A 12,616-nucleotide genomic window follows, 5' to 3' on the forward strand; every position below is an offset into this window, starting at 1 on the left:
AAAAAGGCGTTTCCCGATAAATTATCACGGGAGACGCCTTTTCCTTGATGTCGAATTACTCCATATTGATGGGTTTCATGAAAGGGAAGAAGATGGCGAATGTAGTTCCTTGCCCTACTACACTCGTTACAAGAACGTCCCCTTTGTGCGCATCAATAATATTTTTGACAATAGCAAGACCGAGGCCAGTACCACCTACAGATGCCCTTGTACGCGCTTTATCTGCCTTGTAGAACCTCTCGAAGATAAACGGCAGATCCGATGCAGGGATACCTTGTCCTTGGTCGATAATATGAACCATTAGTCCATCTCGTCCTTCATGATTCATTTCCTGACCTTGAATAATAATTTCCGCACCCTTAGGTGTATAGCGAATCGCATTATCCAATAAATTCGTTAGCACTTGGTCTAGGCGATCGTCATCTGCATAATCGAGCACAAGCGGCGATTCGGCTAATTCATAACGAAGAGTAACACCTTTCTCTTTTGCAAGTCCCGAGAACTTGCGGTAAATCCTTTTGACAAGCATATGCAGATCAACTTCACGGAAGTTCATCTTTAGATGTCCTGACTCCATACCTGCTAAATCAAGCAAGTCATGTACAAGTCTGCCCATACGTAAGGATTCATCATGAATGACTTGTGCGATCTCTCGACGCTCTTCAGGCGTGCCTGCAATGTCATCGAGTAATGCCTCACTGTAGCCTTGCAGCATGGACAGCGGCGTACGCAGCTCGTGTGATACATTCGCTACAAAGTCCTTACGGAAGCGATCCAAGCGGAATTCTTCGGTCACATCACGAAGTACCGCAACTGCACCGCGAACTCCATCTTGTGCATAAAGTGGTGTCATAACAATTGACCATACACCGTTCTGCACATGAATTTTGCTTGTTGTTTCCTTCCCATTTGCAACCACGTAATCAAATAAAGGTTGAAGTGGTTCTGGAATGTATTCGACTTGATCTTCCACCAAGCTGTCTTGTTCTTTCTGAGATTGCAACTGTGCGTCCCAGTGAATGCTTCCCCATTCACGAACAATCTTAAATCCTTGAGGATTTGTTAGAATAATATTGCCATCGGCATTAAATGTGATCACCGAGTCTGTCATGGATCGCAGAACGGATGCGAGATGTTCTTTCTCATGACTATGTGCTTTAATCGTTTCTTCTAGCTCTTCACCCATATGATTAAACGTTTGTGCAAGCTCCCCAATCTCATCTGTCGATACGATCGGTACGCGGGTTGCATATTGACCCATCGTAATCTGATTAGCTGCCTTCTTTAATTGAAGGAGTGGACGAGTAATCCTATAGAACAAGAAGAACGCGAATATAGTTGTTAGCAAGAAGCCAACAATGGATACGATTACAAACATTCGTATCACATAAGTTTGCGTTGCATCGAGCCCCTGTATGGATTGATACAACACAGTCGCACCAACGATTGTTGCACCATCTTTGGAAAGAAGCGGTACCGCTACTGCCAAATATTGATTATGCGGACTTATCGGTGTGTGACTTTTCACGAGCTTACTATTGTCCACGTGCTGTCCCTCAAATACGGAAGCAAAGTCTTGATTGGAGAAAAAGTCGCTTGCGCGATATTGGGTCTCTGTATCATTCCTACGATCGATCCAAAGACTGCCTAACTCTTTGGATACGATGAATAAATGTGCTTCGTGAAAACCCAATACTTCATTCGCCATTTGATAATAGGTTGTGTCACCTAAATGTTCAGAAGTCTCTGTAGAGACATGCGTAGCTAGCTTTTTCAAAGACTCGGTCTGATTCTTCATCTGTGAGAAGTAATTCTCAATATATGGGATGAGAAATGAGCCTAGAAGAATAAGTATAATGGCAACGAGTCCAATGATCGTAAGCCAGAGCTTACCTACAACACTTCGTAGTAAGAACACGTTACTTTGGAACCTCTAACTTGTAGCCAACGCCCCATACCGTTGTAATCATAGATGCTGCTTCTGGCGACACTTTGTTCAACTTCTCACGTAAACGCTTCACATGCGTATCGACTGTACGCAGATCCCCGAAAAATTCATAGTTCCATACATCTTTAAGCAATTCTTCACGAGAGAACACTTTATCCGGAGAAATAGCCAAGTAGTGAAGCAATTCGTATTCTTTAGGTGTAAGTGCCACTTCTTGTCCACCAGCTGTCACACGATGCGCATCGTGTTCAATCACAAGTTGAGAGAATACAATATTGTTACTCGAATACGTTTCTTTCGCCAAGAAAGCAGTTGCTGAAGAGCGACGTAATATTGCTTTCACACGATAAATGACTTCACGAGGTGAGAATGGTTTGACGACATAATCGTCCGCACCTACCTCAAAGCCTTGTACACGATTCGTTTCTTCCCCTTTAGCTGTCAACATAATTACCGGTGTTGATTTCACTTGACGCAGACGGGAACATACTTCAATTCCGTCAATCCCAGGCATCATCACATCTAACATGATGAGATCGTAGTCCGTTTGCGTTGCCATCTCAAGCGCACTTTCTCCGTCTTCTGCCTCAGCAATTGTGTAGCCCTCTTTCTCTAAGTACATGCGAAGCAAACGGCGGATTCTTTCTTCATCATCAACAACAAGGATACTTAATTTCATGTCCATGTGAGATCACATTCCTTTCCTTCCGTACGATTAAACCCCCGCATAGGAGTGCAAGCCAGCAATTACAAGATTAACTCCCACTAAAGTAAACATCACAACGATAAATCCTATAACCGCAAGCCAAGAGGAACGTTTACCGATCCAGCCTTTCGATAAGCGGAAATGTAATACAACCGCATAAAATAGCCATGTAATAAGCGCCCATACTTCTTTCGGATCCCAGCTCCAGAACCTGCCCCATGCTTCTTGCGCCCAAATCATCGCAAATACTAAGGCACCTAGTGTAAAGATTGGATAGCCAATTGCAATGGCACGATACGATATCTCATCCAAATCTTCGGGATCCATCCCATTTAACAATGGCGCTAAGGAAGCGCTTAATGGCTTACGTACGAGCAAGCGAAGCACACCATAGAGTAGCAATCCGACCACAGCCGACCATGCTACTGTGTTGAGCTTACGTCCTGCATTCGCACCCTTCATCCAACTTGGAGCTTCAATAAGCGGTTTCTCCATACCTAAGAATGGCTGCATTTCAAGCATTTTACCGCCATGTGGTCCAATTACAGGAGGAAGTACATAAATAGATTCTACTGTCTGTACTTGATCTTGAATCGTTTCTTCTGCAGAAAATTTAGCTTTATAACCTGATGCATTGAAAGTAAATGTCAGCGCAATAAACGCTGTCAGCATAATTATAACAAACAAAGTAAACTCAACGCCACGTTGCTCGCGTTTTTCACCCTTAGAAGTTCCCTTGAAATTTATGGTACGTAGCAAATGCATAAGTCCTGCGGCGAAGGCAACTGCGAAGAATGCGTCTCCACCTGCTGCAAATGTAACGTGAATACTAAGCCAGTAACTTTTCAAGGACGGTACTAATGGCTGAATTTCGCTTGGGAAGACAGATGCATAGGCAATGATGATAAATCCGATCGGTAATGCGAATACGCCAAGTACCGGCGATTTGTAAATCAAATAAACAATAAGGAAGGCAAGTACAATCATCATACCTAGGAACGTCATAAACTCGAATAAATTACTTGTTGGAATATGTCCTGCCTCTACCCATCTGGCGAAGAAAAAGACGAGATGTGCAATAAAACCTATTACAGAAATAATATAACCAGCCCAGCCCCAACGCTTAACATGTGCAGTTGCTTCCTCTTCCGTACGATTACGCGTCCATTTCTTACCTAGAATCGCAAGTACGAACACAATAAAGCCTGTTAAATATACAAAGAATGCGATCAATAATGCCATCGAGCTAAGTGATTCTGTATTCAAGACTCTACCCCTCCTTGATTAAGTGACTTTGGATCCACTTCTATGCCTGTTGTATGAAGAATGGTTGCAATTTCTTTTCTAAAACCGAACCAATTCTTATTCGTATGTGCACCTAGTGCGAGTATTCTGTCATCGATGCGAATCCATACCCGGCGATGCTGCCAGTAGAAGCCCATAATAAGTCCAATCATTCCGATAATTGAACCTACCCAGATAAATGGAAGTCCACGATCTTCACGAACATTCAAGAATGAATTGTATTGTGCGATCTGTACATCTTCCATTGTCCCAACAGCAAGCTCAACTTTATTTGCCAAAGCACCGTTAATATCGTTCTGCCTAAATACAGTTTTATCAATTTGACGCGGGAAATACAGATACGGCTCACCACCAGCTGCAAGCCCTGGACCTTCGATCTGATAAATAAAAGCAGGTACTTTCGGTTCATTCGAAGCCGTTGTCGGCATCCCTGTCTTCGGATCAAGAATAAACTCCGGATAATAGTTACGAAGGGTTAATGTGTAATCACCTAGCTTCACTTTCTCCTGTGGCTTTTTCATAGATAGCTCGAATGCACCGATCTCTTGCCCCGTTTGCTTATTGATCAACTTCGGTTTGACCGCAATTAATTGCGGTACTGGCAAATCTCGATATCCATTCTGATAAATCATAAGGCCATCATACATAAGCGGCTTATTCACTTCGATATTGTACTTCATGATTTCCTCTAGAACGGGTTCTTTACCTGATGTATCGCAATCTGCTGTACATCGATACAGAACAGATTGTGTTTCGAATTTTTTTGGAACAAGTCTATTACGCGCTTTGAACTCTTCTGTCATCTCATGATCTTCATAGACTTCCATCGTGAACTTCTCATTTTTGATAAAATAAGGCGTTCCTTCGATTCTCTTCGTCTCGCCCTCTAGCAAATTCATATAGGCATCCATATGCCAGCCTGGCAATAGTCGCATTAGTGCTGCTAGTAAGAAAATAATAAGTCCAATGTGCAGCACATAAGGACCCCAACGGGAAAAGCGGTATTTCTCCGCTAGAAGCGCTGTGCCATCACGATGGATGCGATAATTTTTTTTGCGAAGTAGGGTAGCTGCTTGTTCGATCCAAGCTTCTTCACTAAGTCCTGCAGGTATTTCCCCTTGATAAACTACCTTTTGCCTTAAAACAAACCGTAAGTGCTTGCGAATTTGTTGTTTGGACAAAGCGCGATATAGCGGAAGCACTCGATCCAGCGAGCAAATAATTAACGATAGTCCAATCATAAAGAGCAAAGTGATAAACCACCAAGTCTCGTATGTATGTGAAAGCCCAAGCAAATAGTAGATTTCTCCAACTAGCCCGTAAGTCTCTTTATAGTAAACAGATGGGTCGATACCAAAAAAGGTATTTTCCTGTGGCAAAATCGTACCGAGAATAGAAGATAATAAAGTCGCCAGAATGAGATAAATCGCTACTTTAACGGAGGAAAAGAAGTTCCAAACCCGATCCAGAATGGTCGGATTCTCTTTCTGAGAACGACGGGCTACACCGTCATAACGCATCTCTAAACTCTCTAAACTTTCCGCATGCTCATCTTCAAATAGTGGTTTTCCACAGTATTCACACAATACGGTCCCCAGATGATTCTGGTGACCGCATTCACATTTCGTATTCGTAATCATAGTCTATCCTCCCTGCACAATTTGAGAGATCATCCGATCAATATAAGGCTCATCCATTTCGCCGACTCGAATCTCTTTAATCTTTCCATCTCTTCCAATGAAGAATGTTGTCGGATAATCTTTAACCCCATATTGCTTGCGAACTACATCTTTTTCGTCATGCAAAGAAAATAAGTTTAAATTCAGCTCATCTAGAAACTGTTGCGCTGTCACACGGCTATTATCCATGTTCATGCCTAGAATCAAGACATCTTTATCTTTCCATTTGTCTTGCTGACGCTGCAGTGCAGGCATTTCTGCCTTACATGGAGGACAGAACGTCCCCCAGTAATTCATCACGATCACTTTACCTTTTTGTATATCGGAGAACTGATAGGTTTGACCATCAAGTCCTTGCAGCGTAAAATCAATTGCCTTATCCCCAACTTTCGGAGGTTTAACTGTTTCTGACTTTAAATTCGAGAAAACAGTGAACGCTCCAATAACAAGAACAAACCCAAAAATGAGTAATTGAATCCACTTTTTATTTTTTTTCATCGTCAAATCTCCTACGTCTATAACTTTAACTTTATTATAACGAAGAGCTTTGTGACTTAAATCATTCATTTTTGAATATTATGTGTCCTTACTTGGAGCGTAAAGCCTCATCCAATAGCTCTTTCACTTCATCAGGTTTCAAGTGACGGTACCTGCCTCGCGGAAGCCCAGACAGCGTCATCGAACCAAATTGAACACGTCTTAATCGAACAACTGGGAATGATACAGCCTCGAACATACGACGTACTTGGCGGTTACGCCCTTCGAAGATCGTAATCGAGATTACACTCTCCTTACTGTCAGTATCTACGTCTGCATACTCAACGATTGCTGGTGCAGTCATGCCATCTTCAAGTTCAATTCCAGAACGAAGCTTGTCCAAAATCGAACCGTGCGGCACACCCTTCACCGTTGCGTGATACGTCTTCGGCACGTGATGCTTCGGATGCGTTAACAGATGTGCGAATTCACCGTCATTCGTAAGTAAAAGTAAACCTTCCGTGTCATAGTCCAATCGACCGACTGGATACACGCGCTCGTCAATCCCTTTTAAATAATCCGTTACCACTCGACGACCACCAGGGTCATTCGCAGATGTAATAACACCTTTGGGTTTATTCAGTACCACATATATTTTGTTCTCACCAGCTATTCGTTTACCATCAACTGTGATCTCATCTACAGCTGGGTCCACTTTAACGCCAAGTGTCGTGATGGTTTCTTCATTAACCTGAACACGACCTGCCAAAATAATTTCTTCACATTTTCTACGGGATGCGATACCTGCTGCTGCAAGTACCTTCTGTAATCTTTCTTCCATGATAGAAATTCACCTCAAGCTAATGATAACCATCCTTCGAGGAAATCACAAGTTGACTCCACGGAAAATAACCCCCTGGACATGTTGAACAGTGGGAAAAAACGCGTTCTTCTGTAATTTGGAAAATGGAAAGCAGCCTTAACAGCAGCTTATGTGCCATAAAAACCTGCTCACGCTGCTCGGTTGTACGTTCTTGTTTGGTTGAAAAATCTCCTTCTATGCAGAGATGAACATACTGCGAATCGGCAGGTTCTGGCAGTGACACAATGACCCCGTTAGTGAGCACCATATAATCATAGCCTTTGCCATTAATGGAGGGACACGCGGAGTGATGAATAATTATACCTAAACATTGCAAGGAGAATCACCTCGAGCTGTATTGGCCTAACTAATGCCTCATGCAGTATATGATGCATCCTCCTAATCGGTTAAAATCTATAGGCTACTAAATGCAAGTAAACAAATAATAACGGATGCAATAAAGCCAACAAGATCAGACATGAGTCCGACTTTAAGCGCGTAACTTGCTCTCTTCACACCGATCGCACCAAAATACACCGTAATCACATAAAGGGTGGTATCCGTACTTCCTTGAACCGTGGCCGCGATACGACCAATCATGGAGTCAGGTCCGAACTGTGCAATGAGATCCGTTGTAAATGCAAGAGAACCCGCTCCGGTAATCGGACGCAAGAAAGCGAGCGGCAGCACTTCACTTGGAACTCCCAGGGCGTCAAATAACGGCTTGATAAACCCTAGTATGAGGTCCATCGCTCCTGAAGCACGAAAGACAGAGATGGCGACCATCATCCCAACTAAATGAGGAATAATCTTGATCGCGGTATCGAATCCATCTTTCGCACCTTCCACAAAGGACTCATACACAGGAACTTTTCGATAAGCTGCAAATAGTGGAATAAACACGACCATGACGGGAATCGCCCATGAAGAAATCAAAGAAATAAATGCAAACATTTGCGTATCACCCTTTCTTGATCGGGTTTAATTCGTGTCTCTTCCGATACCAACGATCAATCATAATTGCAGCTGCAGTTGAGACGAGCGTCGCGAGCAGCGTCGTGCCAACAATTTCGGCAGGGTTGAGCGAATTGTAATTCATTCGAATCGCAATGAGTGTTGTTGGAATAAGCGTCACTGAAGACGTATTTAATGCCAGTAACGTGCACATTGCAGGTGAAGCGATCTCCTTGTTACCATTGAGCCGCTGCAATTCCTGCATCGCCTTAATTCCCATCGGAGTTGCTGCATTGCCGAGTCCAAGTATGTTTGCGCTCATATTCGACATGATATAGCCAATAGCAGGGTGATTACTCGGCACAGACGGAAATAGAAATTGTACAACCGGTCTTAGCCATGCTGACAACTTCCGTAGTATCCCTGCATCTTCCGCAATACGCATAATCCCAAGCCAGAATACCAAGATCGAAATGAGACCGAAACAAACGGTCACACCGCTTTTCGCTCCTTCAAACACAGCTTGAGTCGCCACTTCTACATTCCCTTGTATTGCAGCAACAGCAAACCCCGCAACGATAAAGAATAACCAGATCCAGTTGACCACTTGTCTCACCACCCCATCGCTTTGTTCGTTTAGAGTAAAGTCACTAATCTATGGAACACATTCTTCCACATCAGAACGAATCGTTTCAGCTTCGTAATGTGAACTTCCGTTGCCTTGAACCCCATTGTAGCTTGCGCGTCCATCGTCAAATAAGGAGAATTAGGCTCATAAAGTATATTTCTACCGATTTCTTTTCCATTTAGTTGGTAATTAAGCAATCCTTTACGTCCTAACTGTTCATCGGTTGACCCTACTTGATACGGAGTAATTGTATGGGTTAAGCCTGATTGCTCATTCGTGCGCAGCGGATACAAGAATGATCGACCTGCAACCCAACCGGTTTGATCAATTTGATCGCCTTTATGCGTCAATTCCACAAGCGGGAAATTTTTGAATCCATAATTCAATAATTGCGCATGATCCGCCCAATCATCTGAATCATTCAACGTTACGACTGCTAACTGCTGTCCTCCTCTTGTTGCCGAGGAAATCAAACAACGTCTAGCAAGCTTCGTAAATCCGGTTTTCACACCATCAGCACCTTCATACATGCGGAGCATCTTATTCTTGTTCTGCCACAAGTAATTACCGCCATCATTCGGATTCGGCACCCGCGCTTCTTTGGTCTTCACGATCTCTTGAAACACCGGATTATGAAGCGCATATGCAGTCAGCTTCGCCATATCGGCAGCTGATGATTTGTTTACACCGTTATCTTCGAGTCCTGTTGGATTCGCGAATGTAGATTGCGTCATACCAAGCATCTGCGCTTTTTCATTCATCATATAGACGAATCCTTCTACACTGCCGCCTATATGTTCAGCTACCGCAGTTGCCGCATCATTACCAGAGCGCAGCATCATCCCTTGTAATAATTGATTCAGACTAATAACTTGTCCGAGTTTTAAATACAAAGATGAACCTTCTTTGCCTGCCGCACGCATGCTAATGGTCACTGCACTGCTTAGATTTCCATTTTCAATCGCAACAATAGCGGTCATAACCTTAGTTAGAGATGCAATTAGCATCGGCTTGTCCGCATTATGTCCATATAAAATACGACCGGAAGTCACATCGATCAACGCTGCCCCTTTGGCGTTATCCATAACGAATGATTCGTCAGCAAACGCACCTCTGGATGGGACGATAACTGTTAAACATAAACTGATGATGAGCGTTAACATCAACCACTTTTTTGCGTACGGGCGCATGCATTTTCCTCCTACAAATTGATTCCTATAGCATATATATGCTTATCCCACAATGAAATATGATATTTCCTGTATTTACATCCATAGCAAATGTCGTTATAATTTTTAATTAAATGAATATGGGGAACATAATGGAGGAGCCAGTCACCAAGGCTCCTCTTTTCTTTTTTTTAGCATGTCCCTATAAAAAGGAGAGTGGTACATATGGACCAAACATGGATAGCGCTCATCATTTTTCTGATCACGTATGCCATCGTGATTTCAGAAAAAATAAACCGCGCCATCATCGCACTAGTAGGTGCGGGACTCATGATTATTCTTGGTATTCTCGATATCCACAAAGTCTTTACCCAATATATCGAGTGGAACACAATCATACTTTTGATCGGTATGATGATCTTGGTTGGCATTACGAATAAAACAGGGGTATTTCAGTATGTAGCGGTTAAAGCTGCCAAAGCCCGCAAAGGTAACCCGATTCAAATCTTAGTCATGATGTCGATCCTTACGGCAATCGGCTCGGCTTTCCTCGATAATGTGACAACGGTTCTTCTAGTTGTTCCTGTTACGTTATCGATCACGCGTATTCTTGGTGTGAATCCTGTACCGTATCTCATCTCTGAAATTATTGCATCCAACATTGGGGGAACTGCTACATTAATCGGGGATCCACCTAACATTATGATTGGATCTTCGAATCCCCATTTAACGTTTAATATGTTCCTTTTGCATCTTGGACCGATTGCTGTAATTATTATGGCTGTAACGACCACTCTCTTGTACTTTATCTATCGCAAGCAATTGCAGCCAAATCCTGAAAAACAAGCCGATCTAATGAAGCTCGATGAGAAGGACTATCTCCGTAATCGTCCGCTGATGATGAAATCTTTGATTATTCTCGGCATTACGATGTTAGGATTTGTCTTACATTCCGTCATTCATGTAGAAGCGTCCGTTATCGCTTTATTCGGTGCATCATTATTGATGCTCATAGGTCTTAAAACCGAGCATGAAGTGGAAGAAGCACTTGATTCGGTAGAATGGGTTACGATCTTCTTCTTCGGTGGATTGTTCGTACTCGTCGGTGGTTTGCAAGAAGTAGGTATTATTAGCAGCTTGGCAGAGAAAATCTTAAGTATTACGAATGGTGATATCGGATCTGCGTCCTTGCTCATCCTATGGGTATCAGGCATTGCTTCCGCAACGATTGATAACATTCCATTCGTAGCAACGATGATTCCACTCATCAAAGATATGGCGGCTAGTTTAGGCTTAGACGCGGCTTCAAGTCAAATCAATGTGTTATGGTGGTCTTTAGCGCTTGGCGCGTGTCTAGGCGGCAATGGAACGATTATTGGAGCATCTGCGAACGTTATCGTAGCGGGTATGGCTGCTAAAGAAGGCAAAGGCTTCTCTTACTTTGAATTTCTGAAAATAGGAGCGCCAATCACCCTCGTCTCCATCATTATCGCCAATGTGTATATTTACTTCCGATACATTATTTTCTTACCTTAAACAGACGAAGGGGGTGTCCAGTGACACCCCCTTTTACTTGTGAAACGACTATTAATGATGCTTGTTGTTAGAATTAGAGGAACTGGATGCATCGGAACTGGATGAGTTAGACGATGAACCACCGCTAGACATCATTTGCTGCACTTTATCAATGATTGTCGGTGTCGTATCAATGATACGCTCCAAGATGTGCGTATGACGTTCTAAGGAAAGAACATTAACGCCACATTTACTTACAACAAGAAAAGCAATTGGCGTAATGGAGATACCACCACCGCTACCACCACCAAACGGATATTGGCCACTACTACTGCCACCTTGTTGCTGATTGGAGTTGGAGTTACCTCCTTGATTGTCGTCCTCTGAATATGGAACAAACTCAGATCCCCCGGCAGCAAAACCAAATCCAATCTTAGAAATCGGCATGATGACCGAGCCATCTGGTGTTTCAACAGGGTCGCCCACAATGGTATTCACGTCCACCATGGCCTTGATGTTCTCCATTGCCGTCTTCATTAAACCTTGAATCGGGTGTTCAGACATCCCTAATACCTCCTAATTACGTATAGATTAACGCCTTCGCTTCTGTATTAGCATGTCCTAACTTAACTTGACTATGTGCCTTCCAAGTTAATTAAGCTATGCTGCCGCTTTCCTGTTTTTCCTGAAAATTCTTTTCCATGTCCGCATACCGCCTTTACTCTGCATTAAGCGAAGAATGAGGCGCCAGCGCGATAACAATATGTAGAAGATTCGGATTCGAAGCGTAATGAGAAGTTCGGTGGAATATGTAAGTTGGTTATATTGAGGACTTACAGATAGCTTCGGTGGTTTTTCCAATTGAATATAACGAAATAACCACCCAAGAAGTGTCGTCTTCACCGCCCAGATTGCACCAACAAGCATCGCTGTATCAGGAGCATCGCCAATCCCAATGCGTGTGTCCCAATAAAAATTACGACATTCCACATTCGATAATGTTTGTTTCAACCAGCGATTAAGCCCCCGTGTTTGGTGATATAATTTTTGAAAATTATATAGGCTCTTCTGAATGGTTCTAAAGTTATAGAACCTTTTCTTCTTGCCAACTGTTTGTTTCTTGTTCGTATTCTCCTCCTTACTCTTCACTTCGACCCCTTGATTCATGTTGATTAATTCTACAACCGGGATATCAAACTCATGACGAATAAGCCCAAATAGCGCCTTAAATTCGAACGTAAGAGAATCATTCTTCTTCTCTCGCCTGATATGAACTTTGCCTTCAACATAAGTCCAAGACAAGGCAAATAGAAGTAGGATAAGCCCTACAATAATTCCGATGATCCACCAAAGCCATCCCATTGCGACGAAAT

General features: G+C 42.9%; 13 protein-coding genes. 1 reads left to right on the forward strand and 12 read right to left on the reverse strand.

What is annotated here, in order from left to right:
• Positions 1-55: 55 nt before the first annotated feature.
• From NV379_RS06635 to NV379_RS06680, 10 genes are all read right to left on the reverse strand, one after another.
• Positions 56-1,918: an ATP-binding protein gene (locus tag NV379_RS06635; protein WP_258206503.1), complete on the reverse strand. Its 1,863-nt coding sequence runs from the start codon at positions 1,916-1,918 to the stop codon at positions 56-58.
• Position 1,919: 1 nt separating this feature from the next.
• On the reverse strand, positions 1,920-2,633 hold the full coding sequence (locus NV379_RS06640) for a response regulator transcription factor (RefSeq protein ID WP_258206504.1): 714 nt from the start codon (positions 2,631-2,633) through the stop codon (positions 1,920-1,922).
• 30 nt (positions 2,634-2,663) lie between these two features.
• A complete protein-coding gene (gene ccsA / locus NV379_RS06645) occupies positions 2,664-3,920 on the reverse strand; it encodes a cytochrome c biogenesis protein CcsA (protein ID WP_373426081.1) in 1,257 nt (418 codons plus the stop codon).
• Positions 3,917-5,599 (reverse strand): cytochrome c biogenesis protein ResB, encoded by a 1,683-nt coding sequence (gene resB / locus NV379_RS06650; RefSeq protein ID WP_258206505.1) that lies wholly within the window; start codon positions 5,597-5,599, stop codon positions 3,917-3,919. Before resB ends, ccsA begins: the two co-directional genes overlap by 4 nt.
• 3 nt (positions 5,600-5,602) lie before the next feature.
• Positions 5,603-6,136, reverse strand: a complete 534-nt coding sequence (locus tag NV379_RS06655) for a redoxin domain-containing protein (RefSeq protein WP_258206506.1) — start codon at positions 6,134-6,136, stop codon at positions 5,603-5,605.
• A gap of 88 nt (positions 6,137-6,224) precedes the next feature.
• Positions 6,225-6,956, reverse strand: a complete 732-nt coding sequence (locus NV379_RS06660) for a pseudouridine synthase (RefSeq protein ID WP_258206507.1) — start codon at positions 6,954-6,956, stop codon at positions 6,225-6,227.
• A gap of 19 nt (positions 6,957-6,975) precedes the next feature.
• Positions 6,976-7,314 carry an N-acetylmuramoyl-L-alanine amidase gene (locus NV379_RS06665; protein ID WP_258206508.1) on the reverse strand — a complete coding sequence of 113 codons (339 nt, stop codon included), beginning with the start codon at positions 7,312-7,314 and terminating at the stop codon, positions 6,976-6,978.
• Between the two features lie 77 nt (positions 7,315-7,391).
• Positions 7,392-7,931 (reverse strand): spore maturation protein, encoded by a 540-nt coding sequence (locus NV379_RS06670; protein WP_258206509.1) that lies wholly within the window; start codon positions 7,929-7,931, stop codon positions 7,392-7,394.
• 7 nt (positions 7,932-7,938) lie between these two features.
• Positions 7,939-8,538, reverse strand: a complete 600-nt coding sequence (locus NV379_RS06675; protein WP_308860255.1) for a nucleoside recognition domain-containing protein — start codon at positions 8,536-8,538, stop codon at positions 7,939-7,941.
• Between the two features lie 29 nt (positions 8,539-8,567).
• Positions 8,568-9,749: a D-alanyl-D-alanine carboxypeptidase family protein gene (locus NV379_RS06680; RefSeq protein WP_258206510.1), complete on the reverse strand. Its 1,182-nt coding sequence runs from the start codon at positions 9,747-9,749 to the stop codon at positions 8,568-8,570.
• 204 nt (positions 9,750-9,953) lie between these two features.
• On the opposite strand from NV379_RS06680, the gene NV379_RS06685 reads away from it, so the two are divergent.
• Positions 9,954-11,264, forward strand: a complete 1,311-nt coding sequence (locus NV379_RS06685) for an ArsB/NhaD family transporter (RefSeq protein WP_258206511.1) — start codon at positions 9,954-9,956, stop codon at positions 11,262-11,264.
• Between the two features lie 51 nt (positions 11,265-11,315).
• Here the strand turns inward: NV379_RS06685 and ytfJ are convergent, their stop codons facing one another.
• Complete coding sequence (gene ytfJ / locus NV379_RS06690; RefSeq protein ID WP_258206512.1) at positions 11,316-11,807, reverse strand: GerW family sporulation protein; 492 nt, start codon at positions 11,805-11,807, stop codon at positions 11,316-11,318.
• Between the two features lie 96 nt (positions 11,808-11,903).
• Positions 11,904-12,605 carry a DUF2953 domain-containing protein gene (locus NV379_RS06695; RefSeq protein WP_258206513.1) on the reverse strand — a complete coding sequence of 234 codons (702 nt, stop codon included), beginning with the start codon at positions 12,603-12,605 and terminating at the stop codon, positions 11,904-11,906.
• Between the last annotated feature and the right edge of the window lie 11 nt (positions 12,606-12,616).

It is taken from the genome of Paenibacillus radicibacter (genome assembly GCF_024721995.1).
GTDB lineage: Bacteria > Bacillota > Bacilli > Paenibacillales > NBRC-103111 > Paenibacillus_AM > Paenibacillus_AM radicibacter.